Raw genomic sequence first — 15700 nt, 5'->3', positions numbered from 1 at the left:
AGGAATACCGTGTCACATTCACTACGTATCATTTTCGCCGGCACCCCCGATTTTGCAGCGCGTCATCTTGACGCGTTGTTGTCGTCTGAACATCAGATCGTTGGCGTGTTTACTCAGCCAGACCGTCCCGCGGGACGCGGCAAAAAATTGATGCCGAGCCCGGTAAAAGTGCTGGCTGAAGCCCATGATGTCCCCGTATTCCAGCCATCGTCTCTTCGTCCGCAGGAGAACCAACAGCTCGTCGCCGATTTGGGCGCCGATATCATGGTGGTGGTGGCGTATGGTCTGATCCTGCCAAAAGCGGTGCTTGAAATGCCGCGACTGGGCTGCATCAACGTTCATGGCTCCCTGCTGCCGCGCTGGCGTGGCGCCGCGCCGATCCAGCGTTCGCTGTGGGCGGGCGATAGTGAAACCGGCGTGACCATCATGCAGATGGACGTCGGCCTTGATACGGGTGACATGCTGTATAAGCTTTCCTGCCCCATTACCGCTGAGGATACCAGCGGCAGCCTGTACGATAAGCTGGCCGATCTCGGCCCACAGGGACTGCTGACAACCTTAGCGCAACTGGCAAACGGAACGGCACAGCCTGAAGTCCAGGACGAGTCACTCGTCAGTTATGCCGAGAAGCTGAGTAAAGAAGAGGCCCGCATCGACTGGTCGCTTTCCGCTGCACAGCTGGAACGTTGCATCCGGGCGTTTAATCCTTGGCCAATGAGCTGGCTGGAGATTGACGGGCAGCCAGTCAAAGTCTGGCGGGCATCGGTTATTGCCGAAGCCACGCACGCCGAGCCGGGAACAATAGTGGCAGCAACCAAACAGGGTATTCAGGTCGCCACGGGTGATGGGATCCTCAGTCTGGAATCACTACAGCCAGCGGGTAAAAAAGCGATGAGCTCGCAGGACTTACTCAATTCCCGCCGGGAGTGGTTCATCCCTGGTACCCGTCTCGCCTGACGGTTGTCTCTTTAAAAGCCCGGGTTAGCCGGGCATTTTTATTTTTGCGCTTATGAAAAACAAAATAAACTTACGCAGTCTGGCCGCCCAGGCTATCGAGCAAGTGGTAGAACAAGGTCAGTCTTTGAGCAACGTTCTGCCCCCTCTGCAGCAGAAAGTCAGCGATAAAGACAAAGCGCTGTTGCAGGAGCTGTGCTTTGGCGTATTGCGTACGCTCAGTCAGCTTGAGTGGCTTATCAACAAGCTGATGGCGCGTCCGATGACCGGCAAACAGCGCACCGTGCATTTTCTGATCATGGTTGGGCTTTATCAGTTGCTCTATACCCGTATTCCTCCGCATGCCGCACTGGCGGAAACGGTAGAAGGCGCGGTGGCCATTAAACGCCCGCAGCTTAAAGGGCTGATCAACGGCGTGCTACGCCAGTTCCAGCGCCAGCAGGAAGCGTTATTAGTCGAATTTGCTGAGCATGAAAACCGCTATCTTCATCCCAAATGGCTGCTGAAACGCCTGCAGCAGGCCTGGCCGCAGCAGTGGCAGGAGATCGTCGATGCGAACAACCAGCGCCCGCCGATGTGGCTGCGCGTTAATCGCAACCATCATTCCCGGGATGAATGGCTTGCTCTGCTTAAAGAGGCCGGCTTAGAGGGCTTCACCCACCCTGACTATCCCGACGCCGTGCGTCTGGCCACCCCTGCCCCAGTCCATGCGTTGCCAGGTTTTGCCGAAGGCTGGGTCACCGTCCAGGATGCCTCGGCCCAGGGCTGTATGCGCTACCTGCTGCCGGAAAATGGCGAACGCATTCTCGATCTTTGCGCCGCACCGGGCGGCAAGACGACGCATATTCTGGAGGTTGCCCCGCAGGCTCAGGTCATGGCGGTGGATATTGATGAACAGCGTCTGTCACGCGTCTATGACAACCTGAAACGGCTGGGCATGAAAGCCGAAGTCAAACAGGGCGATGGTCGCTTCCCTGAGCAGTGGTGTGGCAACGAACAGTTCGATCGTATTCTGCTGGATGCCCCCTGCTCCGCCACCGGCGTCATTCGCCGCCATCCGGATATCAAATGGCTGCGCCGGGATCGGGATATCGCCGAGTTAGCCCAGCTGCAGGCCGAGATCCTGAATGCCACCTGGGAGCACCTGAAACCAGGCGGTACGCTGGTTTACGCTACCTGTTCTATTCTGCCGGAAGAGAATAGTCAGCAAATTTCCGCCTTCCTCGCACGAACCCCGGATGCTGAACTTCATGCAACCGGTACGCCGGCGAGCCCCGGGCAGCAAAATCTGCCGGGCCCGGAAGAAGGTGATGGCTTCTTTTACGCTAAGCTAATCAAACGTCGGAATTAATGGGTCACTGCAGATGAAGATTATTATTCTGGGCGCCGGCCAGGTCGGCGGCACGCTGGCGGAAAACCTTGTCGGCGAGAACAATGATATTACGCTGGTTGATACCAATGGCGACCGTCTGCGCAGCCTGCAGGATAAGTTCGACCTGCGTGTCGTCCAGGGACATGGCTCTCACCCTCGCGTACTGCGCGAGGCGGGGGCCGATGATGCCGATATGCTGGTAGCGGTCACCAGTTCGGATGAAACCAATATGGTGGCCTGTCAGGTCGCCTACTCATTATTCAATACCCCAAACCGTATTGCGCGTATTCGTGCGCCAGATTACGTTCGTGATGCGGATAAGCTCTTCAATTCTGAAGCGGTGCCTATCGATCACTTAATCGCTCCGGAACAGCTGGTCATCGACAATATTCACCGGCTGATCGAATATCCCGGCGCGCTGCAGGTCGTGAACTTCGCCGAAGGGAAAGTCAGCCTCGCCGTAGTAAAAGCCTATTACGGTGGTCCGCTGGTAGGGAATGCGTTGTCCACCATGCGGGAGCATATGCCGCATATCGATACGCGTGTGGCCGCTATTTTCCGCCACGATCGTCCTATTCGCCCGCAGGGTTCGACGATTGTGGAAGCCGGCGATGAAGTATTCTTTATTGCCGCCTCGCAGCATATTCGCGCGGTCATGAGCGAACTGCAGCGACTGGAAAAGCCGTATAAGCGTATTATGCTGGTCGGCGGGGGCAATATTGGCGCGGGTCTGGCCCATAAGCTGGAAAAAGATTACAGCGTCAAGCTTATCGAACGTAATCAGCAGCGAGCCGCTGAGCTTGCGGAAAAGCTGCAGCATACAATCGTCTTCTACGGTGATGCATCGGACCAGGAGCTGCTGGCTGAAGAGCATATTGACCAGGTGGACCTGTTTATTGCCGTCACTAACGACGATGAAGCAAACATTATGTCGGCGATGCTGGCGAAGCGAATGGGCGCGAAAAAAGTGATGGTGCTGATCCAGCGCAGAGCCTACGTGGATCTGGTCCAGGGCAGTGTCATTGATATCGCGATATCACCTCAACAGGCCACAATTTCCGCACTCCTCAGCCATGTTCGTAAAGCCGATATTGTCGGCGTCTCCTCCCTTCGCCGCGGTGTTGCCGAAGCGATTGAGGCCGTGGCGCACGGTGATGAGAGCACCTCCCGGGTGGTCGGGCGTTCGATCGATGAGATCAAGCTGCCGCCAGGTACGATCATCGGCGCCGTTGTGCGGGGCAACGACGTAATGATCGCGAATAATAATCTGCGGATCGAGCAGGGCGATCATGTGATCATGTTTTTGACCGATAAGAAGTTTATTTCCGATGTAGAAAGGCTGTTCCAGCCAAGTCCTTTCTTCCTGTAATTCCCAGGGCGCCGAACAGGCGCCTTTTTATTATCCCTTATTATTCAAAGGTTAATATTTTGCGGTAACTATCTACTGGGAATGGCAAATGAAAATACATTTGTTAAACTTACAACGTCAGCTGGCACAAGGAGAATAAAATGAGTTTTTTAAAAGAGTTTCGCGAATTCGCGATGCGCGGGAACGTTGTCGATTTGGCAGTGGGTGTGATCATCGGTGCAGCATTCGGTAAAATTGTTTCATCGCTGGTCGCAGATATTATTATGCCACCACTCGGCCTGTTGATTGGCGGGATCGATTTTAAACAGTTTGCCGTCACGCTACGTGATGCCCAGGGCGATGTCCCGGCTGTCGTGATGCATTATGGGGTATTCATTCAGAACGTTTTCGATTTCATCATCGTCGCGTTTGCCATCTTCATGGCGATTAAACTGATGAATAAGTTAAATCGTAAGAAAGAAGAGGCTCCGGCGGCGCCGCCTGCTCCTTCTAAAGAAGAAGTCCTGCTGAGCGAAATTCGCGATCTGCTGAAAGAGCAAAACAACCGTTCTTAATCAGCACCGAAAGCAGAAGGCCAGTGGTAAAAAAGCGATTCGCTTGCTTGCCACTGGCATCCCGGTCAATCCTTCCTGCATGTTTATCTTTACGTTGATAGCTTCCTTTCCCTTTCTTGTTTTTCTCTACACGCTGCCTGAATAACGGATCGTGGAGAAGTGCCTCAATGGCGTTATCTTTAATTTGCCCTTTAGTATGCTGATAGCGACTCATATAAACTCCAGTGCATGTGTGAATTCCGCGCGAGTGTAGATCCGCGCGATGAAAAAATCAACGTCCCGTACCGCCATTGCTGGCGCCTTGTTCAAGGGCCTCAAGGATCGAACAATAAACACTACTGTGCGCAGTCCCACAGCAGGCATCATTAAGCCGCTGCAGAGAGCGACGCATCGTCTGCAACTCTTTGATCCGCGCCTCGACTTCGCTTAATCGCGCCTGAACGATCCCTTTCGATTCCTGGCAGGTATGGTGCTCCGGATCGATACGGATCGACAATAATTCGCGGATCGCTTCCAGAGTGAAGCCCAGCTGACGGGCATAGCGAATAAAGCGTAGCCGCTGAAGATCGTTATCCGAGTAAAGACGAAATCCTCCCTCGGTGCGCACGTCATGATCCATCATTTGCTGTTTCTCATAATAACGGATGGTATCTGGCGTGACGTCAGCCAGCTTAGCCAGCTCACCAATACGATACATATTTACTCCTGGTTCATTCTTTGTAGCAAAGCCTCGGCATACTCACCGCGTAAAAAGTCGGTACTCAGACCAGCCTGACGAAGCTTCAGTTCGAGCAAGGCAAGCCGTTTGCTCAGTTCAGCATGACGAGGATCGTCCTGGCGGACGCCCTTCAGTAAATCAGCCAGTGCCACCGCTTCTCTTCGCTGCTCCAGCTCCGGGGGAAGGCATCCAGCATTCTTCAGAAGGCGATAACCTGCCCGCAGCTCCGCCGGCACATGCGAGTCGTCATCGAGAGTCAGCGGCTCGCCGCTGCCGGGTAAGTTATCGAACTCACCTTTAGTTTGGGCATCGAGGATATGGCGTTCCGCCCACTGATCCAGTAACCACATTCTACGGCTCCGGGGGATGAACAAAAAGAGTACAGATAGTGTAGTGAAGTGGGGATGCGGTAGATATAAAAAAACCCGCCGGGGCGGGTTTTTTTACGTTACTACAGATTACTCTGCAGCAGCTTCTGCTTTCGGCTCAGCACGATCAACCAGCTCGATGTATGCCATCGGCGCGTTGTCGCCTGCACGGAAGCCACACTTCAGAATGCGAGTGTAACCACCGGCGCGGCTCGCGAAACGCGGGCCCAGCTCGTTAAACAGTTTTGCCACGATCTCGTTATCACGAGTGCGGGCGAATGCCAGACGACGATTAGCAACGCTATCAGTCTTGGCAAGAGTAATCAGCGGCTCAACTACGCGACGCAGTTCTTTCGCTTTCGGCAGGGTCGTCTTGATGATTTCATGACGAACCAGCGAACCTGCCATGTTACGGAACATAGCCTGGCGATGGCTGCTGTTGCGGTTCAGTTGACGACCACTCTTACGATGGCGCATGACCTTATCCTTCTCAGTAAAACCTTAACCTGTGATCCGGTTACTCGTCAGCAATGCTTGCTGGTGGCCAGTTTTCCAGGCGCATGCCCAGAGACAGTCCACGGGAAGCCAGCACGTCTTTAATCTCAGTAAGAGATTTTTTACCCAGGTTCGGCGTTTTCAGCAACTCAACCTCGGTACGCTGTACCAGATCACCGATATAGTGGATAGCTTCTGCCTTGAGGCAGTTAGCAGAGCGGACAGTCAATTCCAGATCGTCAACAGGGCGCAGCAGGATCGGATCGAACTCTGGTTTCTCTTCTTTCACTTCTGGCTGACGTACATCACGTAAGTCAACAAAAGCTTCCAGTTGTTCAGCCAGAATGGTTGCCGCACGACGAATCGCCTCTTCAGGATCGATTGTGCCGTTGGTTTCCATTTCGATGACCAGCTTGTCCAGGTCGGTACGCTGTTCTACACGCGCAGCTTCAACATTGTAGGCAATACGCTCTACAGGGCTGTAGCAGGCGTCGACCAGCAGACGGCCGATTGGGCGCTCATCTTCTTCCGAATGAATTCGGGCAGAAGCCGGCACATAACCGCGACCGCGCTGAACTTTGATACGCATGCTAATAGCAGCGTTCTCATCAGTCAGGTGGCAAATCACGTGCTGCGGCTTGACGATTTCGACATCACCGTCGTGGGTAATGTCGGCTGCAGTCACAGGGCCAATGCCAGATTTATTCAAAGTAAGGATGACTTCATCTTTACCCTGAACTCTCACCGCCAGCCCTTTCAGGTTGAGCAGGATTTCAAGGATGTCTTCCTGAACGCCTTCTTTGGTGCTGTACTCGTGCAGTACACCATCAATCTCAACCTCGGTCACCGCGCAACCCGGCATCGATGAGAGCAGAATACGGCGCAGTGCGTTACCCAGAGTATGGCCGAAGCCACGCTCTAAAGGCTCAAGGGTCACCTTGGCGTGCGTCGAACTCACTTGCTCGATATCGACCAGGCGCGGTTTTAGAAACTCTGTCACAGAACCCTGCATTGTGTCCTCTCTTTGGTACTAAGCTTTACTTGGAGTAAAGCTCGACGATCAGGTGTTCGTTAATGTCCGCAGACAGATCAGAACGCTCCGGCTGACGCTTGAACGTACCTTCCATCTTGCCAGCATCAACTTCCAGCCAGGTTGGCTTTTCACGCTGCTCAGCCAGCTCCAGAGCGGCTTTCACGCGAGATTGCTTTTTCGCTTTCTCACGAATGCTGACAACGTCATTCGCTTTAACCTGATAAGAAGCGATGTTAACAACACGACCGTTTACCATAATCGCTTTGTGGCTAACCAGCTGGCGTGCTTCAGCACGAGTGGCGCCGAAGCCCATACGGTATACAACGTTGTCCAGACGACCTTCCAGCAGAGCCAACAGGTTTTCACCGGTGTTGCCTTTCAGACGTGCTGCTTCTTTATAGTAGTTACGGAACTGACGCTCCAGCACACCGTACATACGGCGAACTTTTTGCTTTTCACGCAACTGCACACCATAGTCAGACAGACGCGGTTTACGCGCACCGTGCTGGCCAGGAGCTTGTTCAATTTTACACTTGGTATCGATCGCGCGAACGCCAGACTTAAGGAATAAGTCGGTGCCCTCACGACGGCTCAGCTTGAGCTTAGGACCCAAATATCTTGCCATTTTCTTTCTCCAACTAACCTGGAAAACGTAGCGTTATACGCGACGTTTTTTCGGCGGACGACAACCGTTATGAGGGATCGGAGTCACATCAGTAATATTAGTGATGCGGAAACCAGCGGCGTTCAGTGCACGAATGGTAGATTCGCGACCCGGACCCGGACCTTTGACCATAACTTCCAGATTCTTGATGCCGTATTCTTTTACGGCTTCTGCGCAACGCTCTGCTGCAACCTGAGCTGCAAACGGAGTGGATTTGCGAGAACCACGGAAACCGGAACCACCGGCTGTTGCCCAACCCAGTGCGTTACCCTGACGATCAGTGATAGTAACGATGGTGTTGTTAAAAGAAGCATGGATATGAGCCACGCCATCAGAGACTTGTTTTCTTACACGCTTACGTGCACGAACTGGTGCCTTTGCCATTATTCAATCACCCCGATTATTTCTTGATCGGTTTACGCGGACCCTTACGGGTACGTGCGTTGGTCTTGGTACGCTGACCGCGAACCGGAAGACCACGACGATGGCGTAAACCACGGTAGCAACCAAGGTCCATCAGACGCTTGATGCTCAGGGTGATTTCACGGCGCAGATCACCTTCAACGACAAATTTACCTACTGCTTCACGCAGAATATCAATTTGTTCTTCAGACAGCTCACTGATCTTAACATTTTCAGCGATGCCCGTTTCAGCGCAAATAGCTTTAGAACGGGTTTTGCCGATACCGAAAATAGCGGTTAAAGCGATTACGGTATGTTTGTGATCAGGAATGTTAATGCCTGCTATACGGGCCACTATGCACTCCTACTATTTAATATGTACGTACCATGCTGAAAAGCCCGTTTTCAGGATACTCAAATGGAAACGTACAGACATACAAAAGATTGGCTGGCTAATCTAGCCAGCTCAATCCAACTTTGCAAGAAAAATATGCGAATAAATCAGCCTTGGCGCTGTTTATGCTTCGGCTCGGCACTGCAAATCACACGGATGACGCCATCACGCTTAACGATTTTGCAGTTACGGCATAATTTCTTGACGGAAGCACGAACTTTCATTTTTACTCTCCGTAACTTCTCGGGCGACCAGTTTTAACGGCCGTAGCCTTTCAGGTTCGCCTTCTTCAATGCAGACTCATACTGACTGGACATCATCAGAGTTTGCACTTGAGCCATAAAGTCCATAATCACGACAACAACGATAAGCAGCGATGTCCCACCGAAGTAGAACGGCACTTTCATCGCGTCACGCATGAACTCCGGGATCAGGCAGATAAAAGTAATATACAACGCACCAACCAGAGTCAGGCGAGTCATCACTTTATCGATATACTTCGCCGTTTGCTCTCCCGGACGAATTCCTGGTACAAATGCACCGGACTTCTTCAGGTTATCTGCTGTTTCACGCGGGTTGAAAACCAACGCCGTGTAGAAGAAACAGAAGAAGATGATTGCAGACGCATAGAGTAACACATAAAGCGGTTGCCCAGGCTGCAAATACAGCGAAATTGTTGTCAGCCAGTTCCAACCAGTACCACCCCCGAACCATGACGTGATGGTTGCCGGGAACAGTATAATACTGGAAGCGAAGATTGCCGGGATTACCCCCGCCATATTCACTTTCAGCGGTAAATGTGTGCTCTGTGCAGCATAGACACGACGACCCTGCTGCCGTTTCGCGTAGTTTACCACAATGCGGCGTTGACCACGTTCAACGAATACAACAAAGAAGGTCACTGCAAATACTAATACTGCAACCAACAGCAACAGGAGGAAGTGCAGGTCGCCTTGACGCGCTTGCTCGATAGTATGGGCGATGGCCGGCGGGAGTCCCGCAACGATCCCGGCGAAGATCAGGATCGAGATACCGTTACCGATACCGCGTTCAGTGATCTGTTCGCCGAGCCACATCAGGAACATAGTCCCTGTGACCAGACTTACAACAGCGGTGAAATAGAACGCAAAGCCTGGATTAATCACCAGGCCCTGCATACCAGGCATATTCGGCAGACCGGTAGCAATACCGATCGACTGGAATATCGCCAGCACCAGAGTACCGTAGCGGGTGTACTGGCTGATCTTACGACGACCAGACTCCCCTTCTTTCTTCAGCTCTGCCAGCGGTTGGTAAACCACCGTCAGCAGCTGCACGATGATAGATGCCGAGATATACGGCATAATCCCCAGTGCAAAGATAGAAGCACGGCTGAGAGCACCACCAGAGAACATGTTGAACATTTCAATGATGGTGCCTCGCTGTTGCTCAAGCAGTTTGGCAAGTACAGCGGCATCAATACCAGGGATCGGAATAAAAGAGCCAATACGGAACACTATCAGCGCACCGACCACAAACAGAAGTCTGCGTTTCAGTTCGCCAAGGCCACCTTTGGCACTTTGAAAATCTAATCCCGGTTGTTTAGCCATCTGCTACTTATTCCTCAATTTTACCGCCAGCAGCTTCGATAGCAGCACGAGCACCTTTAGTCACACGCAGGCCACGAACAGTTACCGGACGAGTTACCTCACCAGACAGGATCACTTTCGCGAACTCGATCTGGACACCGATAATGTTTGCCGCTTTCAGCGCGTTCAGGTCTACTACATCGCCTTCTACGTGAGCCAGATCGGAGAGACGGATCTCTGCGGTGATCATCGCTTTACGAGAAGTGAAGCCGAATTTCGGCAGACGACGGTACAGAGGCATCTGACCACCCTCGAAACCGCGACGTACGCCACCGCCAGAACGAGACTTCTGACCTTTGTGACCACGACCACCGGTTTTACCGAGGCCAGAACCGATACCACGACCCAGGCGTTTACCCGCCTTTTTGGAGCCTTCGGCCGGAGACAGAGTATTTAAACGCATCTCTTACTCCTCAACTTTAACCATGAAGGAAACCGCGTTGACCATACCACGAACAGCAGGAGTATCCTCGCGCTCTACGGTGTGACCAATACGACGCAGACCCAGGCCAAGCAGTGTTGCCTTGTGTTTCGGCAGACGACCGATTGCACTGCGGGTTTGAGTAATTTTAATAGTCTTTGCCATGGTTTATTTCCCCAGAATTTCTTCAACGGATTTACCACGCTTGGCAGCGACCATTTCTGGAGAATTCATATTTTCCAGGCCATCAATAGTTGCACGAACCACGTTGATCGGGTTGGTGGAACCGTATGCTTTAGCCAGAACGTTATGAACCCCAGCAACTTCCAGAACGGCGCGCATTGCACCACCGGCGATGATACCGGTACCTTCGGAAGCTGGCTGCATGAATACACGAGAACCCGTGTGAACACCTTTAACCGGGTGTTGCAGGGTGCCGTTGTTCAGCGCGACGTTAATCATGTTGCGACGGGCTTTTTCCATCGCTTTCTGGATCGCTGCTGGAACTTCACGCGCTTTACCGTAACCAAAACCAACGCGACCGTTACCATCACCAACTACAGTCAGAGCTGTGAAGGAGAAAATACGACCACCTTTAACGGTTTTAGATACGCGGTTTACCGCGATCAGCTTTTCCTGCAGTTCGCCAGCTTGTTTTTCGATGTGAGCCATCTTACACCTCTACCTTAGAACTGAAGGCCAGCTTCACGGGCAGCATCTGCCAGTGCCTGGACACGACCATGATATTGGAACCCGGAACGGTCAAAGGAAACATCTTTGATGCCTTTTTCCAGAGCGCGTTCAGCAACAGCTTTACCCACAGCTGCAGCCGCGTCTTTGTTACCGGTGTACTTCAGTTGTTCAGAGATAGCTTTTTCTACAGTAGAAGCAGCTACCAGAACTTCAGAACCATTCGGAGCAATTACCTGTGCGTAAATATGACGCGGGGTACGATGTACCACCAGGCGAGTTGCACCCAGCTCCTGGAGCTTGCGGCGTGCGCGGGTCGCACGACGGATACGAGCAGATTTCTTATCCATAGTGTTACCTTACTTCTTCTTAGCCTCTTTGGTACGCACGACTTCGTCGGCGTAACGAACACCCTTGCCTTTATAAGGCTCAGGACGACGGTAGGCGCGCAGATCTGCTGCAACCTGGCCGATCACCTGCTTATCAGCGCCTTTCAGCACGATTTCAGTTTGAGTCGGACATTCTGCAGTGATACCGGCCGGCAGCTTATGTTCAACAGGATGAGAGAAACCTAAAGCCAGGTTTACTACATCCCCTTTAACCGCTGCACGATAGCCTACACCAACCAGCTGAAGCTTTTTAGTGAAGCCTTCGGTAACACCGATAACCATTGAGTTCAGCAGGGCACGCGCGGTACCAGCCTGAGCCCATCCGTCTACGTAACCATCACGCGGACCGAAGGTCAGAGCATTATCTGCATGTTTAACTTCAACAGCATCGTTGAGAGTACGAGTCAGCTCGCCATTTTTACCTTTGATCGTAATAACCTGACCGTTGACTTTAACATCAACGCCGGCAGGAACAACGACCGGTGCTTTAGCAACACGAGACATTTTTTCCTCCGATTAGGCTACGTAGCAGATAATTTCGCCACCAAGACCAGCCTGGCGCGCTGCACGATCAGTCATAACACCTTTAGAGGTAGAAACAACTGCGATACCCAGACCCGCCATAACTTTCGGCAGCTCATCTTTACGTTTGTAGATGCGCAGACCTGGGCGGCTGACACGCTGAATGCTTTCTACAACAGCTTTACCCTGGAAATACTTAAGAGTCAGTTCCAGTTCCGGCTTGATGTCGCCTTCAACTTTAAAATCTTCAATAAAGCCTTCTTCCTTCAGCACGTTGGCAATTGCCACTTTCAGCTTGGAGGAAGGCATGGTGACCGCAGCTTTATTCGCGGCCTGACCGTTACGGATACGGGTCAGCATATCCGCGATCGGATCTTGCATGCTCATCTGTCTTTACTCCCGTGATTCAATTGGTGACAATTACCAGCTAGCCTTTTTCAGACCCGGGATTTCACCGCGCATAGCGGCTTCACGGACCTTAATACGGCTCAACCCGAACTTCCGCAGGAAACCATGCGGACGACCTGTTTGACGGCAGCGATTACGCTGACGAGACGGGCTGGAATCACGCGGCAGAGTCTGCAGCTTGAGAACAGCGTTCCAACGATCTTCGTCGGTTGCGTTCACATCAGAGATGATAGCTTTCAGTTCAGCGCGTTTAGCGAAGAATTTATCAGCTAAAGCCACGCGCTTTACTTCGCGTGCTTTCATTGATTGCTTAGCCATTAAGTAACCCTACCTTACTTGCGGAACGGGAAGTCAAAGGCAGCCAGCAGAGCGCGGCCTTCTTCATCAGATTTCGCAGTAGTGGTAATGGTAATATCCAAACCACGAACGCGGTCGACTTTATCGTAGTCGATTTCTGGGAAGATGATCTGCTCACGGACACCCATGCTGTAGTTACCACGGCCGTCGAAAGACTTAGCGGACAAGCCACGGAAGTCACGGATACGCGGTACAGCAATAGTGATCAGGCGCTCAAAGAACTCCCACATGCGCTCGCCGCGCAGAGTTACTTTACAGCCGATCGGATAGCCCTGACGGATTTTGAAGCCTGCAACTGATTTGCGTGCTTTGGTGATCAGCGGTTTTTGACCGGAGATTGCTGTCAGGTCAGCTGCTGCGTTATCCAGCAGTTTCTTGTCAGCGATCGCTTCACCAACACCCATGTTCAGGGTGATCTTCTCGACCCGAGGGACTTGCATGACAGAATTGTAGTTAAACTCAGTCATGAGTTTAGCGACTACTTCGTCTTTGTAGTAATCATGCAGTTTCGCCATCGTACTACTCCAAATTACTTGATAGTTTCGCTATTAGATTTGAAGAAACGGACTTTTTTGCCGTCTTCGAATCTAAAGCCTACACGGTCAGCCTTGCCGGTTGCCGCGTTGAAGATAGCAAGGTTAGAGATCTGAATAGCTGCTTCTTTCTCTACAATGCCGCCTGGTTGGTTCAGGGCCGGAACCGGCTTCTGATGTTTCTTAACCAGGTTGATACCTTCAACAATGACCTTGCCGGAAGACAGGACATTTTTTACTTTACCGCGTTTACCTTTATCTTTACCGGTTAACACGATAACTTCGTCATCACGACGGATTTTAGCTGCCATGATTCGCTCCTTAGAGTACTTCTGGTGCCAGAGAGATAATTTTCATGAACTTCTCGGTACGAAGTTCACGAGTTACCGGCCCAAAAATACGCGTACCGATAGGCTGCTCGCTGTTATTGTTCAGAATAACGCATGCATTACCATCGAAGCGAATGACAGAACCGTCCGGGCGACGAACACCCTTCTTGGTGCGCACCACTACCGCCTTCAGCACATCACCTTTTTTGACCTTACCACGCGGAATTGCTTCCTTGATGGTGATCTTGATGATGTCGCCTACGCCTGCGTAGCGACGGTGCGAGCCACCCAGAACCTTGATACACATTACGCGACGTGCACCGGAGTTGTCGGCGACGTTCAGCATAGTCTGTTCTTGGATCATTTTAGTGCTCCGCTAATGTCAACTACTACTGAGACCCGAAAATTAGGGTCGTTAAAAAGCCCCATATCGAGGGCGCGGCATTATAACACCACAAACCAGATATGGGTAGAAAAAATAAACGGCTCATCGCTGAGCCGTTTATCCGTATCGAGAATGCGTACTCTATTACAGAACCGCTTTCTCTACAACGCGAACCAGCGTCCAGGACTTAGTCTTGGACAGCGGACGGCATTCGCGGATTTCAACCACGTCACCGATACCGCATTCGTTGTTCTCGTCATGTACGTGCAGTTTGGTCGTACGTTTGATGAATTTGCCGTATACCGGGTGTTTCACCATACGTTCGATAGCAACAACAATGGATTTCTCCATTTTGTCGCTAACTACGCGACCTTGCAGAGTACGGATTTTATCGGTCATTACGCACCCGCCTTCTGAGTCAGTAAAGTCTTAACGCGTGCAACATCACGACGCACTTGCTTCAGCAGATGAGTCTGTTGCAGCTGGCCACTTGCAGCCTGCATACGCAGGTTGAACTGCTCACGCAGCAGGTTCAGCAGCTCAGCGTTCAGCTCTTCAACGCTTTTTTCACGCAGCTCTTTTGCTTTCATTACATCACCGTCTTAGTTACAAAGGTGGTTTTGATCGGCAGTTTCGCTGCTGCCAGGCCGAATGCTTCACGGGCCAGCTCTTCCGGTACGCCGTCCATTTCATACAGGACTTTACCCGGCTGAATCAAGGCAACCCAGTACTCCACGTTACCTTTACCTTTACCCATACGAACTTCCAACGGCTTCTCGGTGATCGGTTTGTCCGGGAATACACGGATCCAGATCTTACCTTGACGCTTAACTGCACGGGTCATAGCACGACGTGCTGCTTCGATCTGACGGGCAGTCAGACGACCACGGCCAACAGCTTTCAGACCGAAAGTGCCGAAGCTAACATCCGTACCCTGCGCCAGACCACGGTTGCGGCCTTTGTGCACTTTACGGAATTTTGTACGCTTTGGTTGTAACATCAGCGACGCTCCTTATTTACGGCCTTTACGCTGCTGCTTTTTAGGTTGAGCAGCCGGTTCCGGTTGTTCAACAGCAGCCATACCACCCAGGATCTCACCTTTGAAGATCCATACCTTAACGCCGATTACACCGTAAGTGGTGTGCGCTTCAGAGGTGTTGTAGTCGATGTCAGCACGCAGAGTGTGCAGCGGTACGCGACCTTCACGGTACCATTCGGTACGTGCGATTTCCGCGCCGCCCAGACGGCCGCTAACTTCAACTTTGATACCTTTAGCGCCCAGACGCATTGCGTTCTGTACAGCACGCTTCATCGCACGACGGAACATAACGCGACGTTCCAGCTGAGAAGTGATGCTGTCAGCAACCAATTTAGCGTCCAGTTCAGGCTTACGAACTTCGGCAATATTGATCTGTGCAGGTACGCCAGCGATATCCGCTACGACCTTGCGCAGTTTTTCTACGTCTTCGCCTTTCTTACCGATAACGATACCCGGGCGAGCAGTGTGAATGGTCACACGGATGCTCTTAGCCGGACGCTCGATAACGATGCGAGATACAGACGCTTTAGCCAGTTCTTTTGTCAGGAACTGACGTACTTTAAAATCGCTGTCCAGGTTGTCAGCGAATTCTTTGGTGTTCGCGAACCAGGTAGAGTTCCATGGTTTGACAATACCCAGGCGAATACCATTAGGATGTACTTTCTGACCCATTGCT

At 51.9% G+C, this 15700-nt stretch carries 28 protein-coding genes; 4 read left to right on the top strand and 24 right to left on the bottom strand.

Annotated elements, in window-relative coordinates; genetic code table 11:
- The first annotated feature begins 9 nt into the window (after positions 1-9).
- The 4 genes from fmt to mscL all read left to right on the top strand — a co-directional run bounded on the left by fmt (position 10) and on the right by mscL (position 4249).
- Positions 10-957, top strand: a complete 948-nt coding sequence (fmt, locus tag R0140_RS02160) for a methionyl-tRNA formyltransferase (protein ID WP_022064750.1) — start codon at positions 10-12, stop codon at positions 955-957.
- Positions 958-1009: 52 nt separating this feature from the next.
- Positions 1010-2305 carry a 16S rRNA (cytosine(967)-C(5))-methyltransferase RsmB gene (gene rsmB / locus R0140_RS02155; protein ID WP_008807056.1) on the top strand — a complete coding sequence of 432 codons (1296 nt, stop codon included), beginning with the start codon at positions 1010-1012 and terminating at the stop codon, positions 2303-2305.
- Between the two features lie 13 nt (positions 2306-2318).
- On the top strand, positions 2319-3695 hold the full coding sequence (gene trkA, locus R0140_RS02150) for a Trk system potassium transporter TrkA (RefSeq protein ID WP_008807055.1): 1377 nt from the start codon (positions 2319-2321) through the stop codon (positions 3693-3695).
- 140 nt (positions 3696-3835) lie between these two features.
- Positions 3836-4249 (top strand): large-conductance mechanosensitive channel protein MscL, encoded by a 414-nt coding sequence (mscL, locus tag R0140_RS02145; protein WP_004145325.1) that lies wholly within the window; start codon positions 3836-3838, stop codon positions 4247-4249.
- Here the strand turns inward: mscL and R0140_RS02140 are convergent.
- The 24 genes from R0140_RS02140 to rpsC form a co-directional block, all read right to left on the bottom strand.
- A complete protein-coding gene (locus tag R0140_RS02140) occupies positions 4185-4463 on the bottom strand; it encodes an alternative ribosome-rescue factor A (protein ID WP_072023787.1) in 279 nt (92 codons plus the stop codon). The two genes, mscL and R0140_RS02140, sit on opposite strands and share 65 nt — an antisense overlap.
- A 57-nt stretch (positions 4464-4520) precedes the next feature.
- A complete protein-coding gene (gene zntR, locus R0140_RS02135; RefSeq protein ID WP_008807053.1) occupies positions 4521-4946 on the bottom strand; it encodes a Zn(2+)-responsive transcriptional regulator in 426 nt (141 codons plus the stop codon).
- Positions 4947-4948: 2 nt separating this feature from the next.
- A complete protein-coding gene (locus R0140_RS02130) occupies positions 4949-5317 on the bottom strand; it encodes a DnaJ family domain-containing protein (protein ID WP_008807052.1) in 369 nt (122 codons plus the stop codon).
- Between the two features lie 108 nt (positions 5318-5425).
- Entirely contained in the window at positions 5426-5812 is a 387-nt protein-coding gene (gene rplQ / locus R0140_RS02125; protein WP_002919206.1) for a 50S ribosomal protein L17, read from the bottom strand.
- 40 nt (positions 5813-5852) lie between these two features.
- Positions 5853-6842: a DNA-directed RNA polymerase subunit alpha gene (locus tag R0140_RS02120; protein ID WP_002919219.1), complete on the bottom strand. Its 990-nt coding sequence runs from the start codon at positions 6840-6842 to the stop codon at positions 5853-5855.
- Between the two features lie 25 nt (positions 6843-6867).
- Positions 6868-7488, bottom strand: coding sequence for a 30S ribosomal protein S4 (gene rpsD / locus R0140_RS02115; RefSeq protein ID WP_002919224.1), 621 nt, complete (start codon positions 7486-7488; stop codon positions 6868-6870).
- 33 nt (positions 7489-7521) lie between these two features.
- Complete coding sequence (gene rpsK, locus R0140_RS02110; protein ID WP_004388621.1) at positions 7522-7911, bottom strand: 30S ribosomal protein S11; 390 nt, start codon at positions 7909-7911, stop codon at positions 7522-7524.
- Between the two features lie 16 nt (positions 7912-7927).
- Complete coding sequence (gene rpsM, locus R0140_RS02105; protein WP_002919259.1) at positions 7928-8284, bottom strand: 30S ribosomal protein S13; 357 nt, start codon at positions 8282-8284, stop codon at positions 7928-7930.
- A gap of 146 nt (positions 8285-8430) precedes the next feature.
- Positions 8431-8547 (bottom strand): 50S ribosomal protein L36, encoded by a 117-nt coding sequence (gene rpmJ / locus R0140_RS02100; RefSeq protein ID WP_000868187.1) that lies wholly within the window; start codon positions 8545-8547, stop codon positions 8431-8433.
- Between the two features lie 33 nt (positions 8548-8580).
- Entirely contained in the window at positions 8581-9912 is a 1332-nt protein-coding gene (gene secY / locus R0140_RS02095; RefSeq protein WP_008807050.1) for a preprotein translocase subunit SecY, read from the bottom strand.
- A 7-nt stretch (positions 9913-9919) separates the two neighbouring features.
- Positions 9920-10354, bottom strand: coding sequence for a 50S ribosomal protein L15 (gene rplO / locus R0140_RS02090; RefSeq protein ID WP_002919516.1), 435 nt, complete (start codon positions 10352-10354; stop codon positions 9920-9922).
- Positions 10355-10357: 3 nt separating this feature from the next.
- A complete protein-coding gene (rpmD, locus tag R0140_RS02085) occupies positions 10358-10537 on the bottom strand; it encodes a 50S ribosomal protein L30 (RefSeq protein WP_001140434.1) in 180 nt (59 codons plus the stop codon).
- Between the two features lie 3 nt (positions 10538-10540).
- A complete protein-coding gene (gene rpsE, locus R0140_RS02080; protein ID WP_000940121.1) occupies positions 10541-11044 on the bottom strand; it encodes a 30S ribosomal protein S5 in 504 nt (167 codons plus the stop codon).
- A 14-nt stretch (positions 11045-11058) separates the two neighbouring features.
- Complete coding sequence (gene rplR / locus R0140_RS02075) at positions 11059-11412, bottom strand: 50S ribosomal protein L18 (RefSeq protein ID WP_006817270.1); 354 nt, start codon at positions 11410-11412, stop codon at positions 11059-11061.
- 9 nt (positions 11413-11421) lie between these two features.
- Complete coding sequence (gene rplF, locus R0140_RS02070) at positions 11422-11955, bottom strand: 50S ribosomal protein L6 (RefSeq protein WP_008807049.1); 534 nt, start codon at positions 11953-11955, stop codon at positions 11422-11424.
- A gap of 12 nt (positions 11956-11967) precedes the next feature.
- Positions 11968-12360, bottom strand: coding sequence for a 30S ribosomal protein S8 (gene rpsH, locus R0140_RS02065; RefSeq protein ID WP_008807048.1), 393 nt, complete (start codon positions 12358-12360; stop codon positions 11968-11970).
- A 33-nt stretch (positions 12361-12393) separates the two neighbouring features.
- Positions 12394-12699: a 30S ribosomal protein S14 gene (gene rpsN / locus R0140_RS02060; RefSeq protein ID WP_002919667.1), complete on the bottom strand. Its 306-nt coding sequence runs from the start codon at positions 12697-12699 to the stop codon at positions 12394-12396.
- Between the two features lie 14 nt (positions 12700-12713).
- Positions 12714-13253 (bottom strand): 50S ribosomal protein L5, encoded by a 540-nt coding sequence (gene rplE, locus R0140_RS02055; RefSeq protein WP_003031123.1) that lies wholly within the window; start codon positions 13251-13253, stop codon positions 12714-12716.
- 14 nt (positions 13254-13267) lie between these two features.
- Positions 13268-13582 (bottom strand): 50S ribosomal protein L24, encoded by a 315-nt coding sequence (gene rplX / locus R0140_RS02050; RefSeq protein WP_003031122.1) that lies wholly within the window; start codon positions 13580-13582, stop codon positions 13268-13270.
- A gap of 10 nt (positions 13583-13592) precedes the next feature.
- On the bottom strand, positions 13593-13964 hold the full coding sequence (gene rplN / locus R0140_RS02045) for a 50S ribosomal protein L14 (protein ID WP_002919748.1): 372 nt from the start codon (positions 13962-13964) through the stop codon (positions 13593-13595).
- Positions 13965-14129: 165 nt separating this feature from the next.
- On the bottom strand, positions 14130-14384 hold the full coding sequence (gene rpsQ / locus R0140_RS02040) for a 30S ribosomal protein S17 (RefSeq protein ID WP_004106347.1): 255 nt from the start codon (positions 14382-14384) through the stop codon (positions 14130-14132).
- The gene (gene rpmC / locus R0140_RS02035; protein ID WP_002919754.1) at positions 14384-14575 is read right to left on the bottom strand and encodes a 50S ribosomal protein L29; all 192 of its coding nucleotides are present in this window, start codon (positions 14573-14575) and stop codon (positions 14384-14386) included. The genes rpsQ and rpmC overlap by 1 nt, the downstream gene beginning before the upstream one ends.
- Entirely contained in the window at positions 14575-14985 is a 411-nt protein-coding gene (gene rplP, locus R0140_RS02030; protein ID WP_002919759.1) for a 50S ribosomal protein L16, read from the bottom strand. The genes rpmC and rplP overlap by 1 nt, the downstream gene beginning before the upstream one ends.
- Positions 14986-14997: 12 nt before the next feature.
- On the bottom strand, positions 14998-15696 hold the full coding sequence (gene rpsC, locus R0140_RS02025; protein WP_002919766.1) for a 30S ribosomal protein S3: 699 nt from the start codon (positions 15694-15696) through the stop codon (positions 14998-15000).
- Between the last annotated feature and the right edge of the window lie 4 nt (positions 15697-15700).

This window comes from Klebsiella sp. w6 (assembly GCF_033100215.1).
GTDB classification, from domain to species: domain Bacteria; phylum Pseudomonadota; class Gammaproteobacteria; order Enterobacterales; family Enterobacteriaceae; genus Klebsiella; species Klebsiella variicola.
The sequence above is the reverse complement of the archived record's forward strand: the minus strand, read 5'-3'. Positions and strand labels throughout refer to the sequence as shown.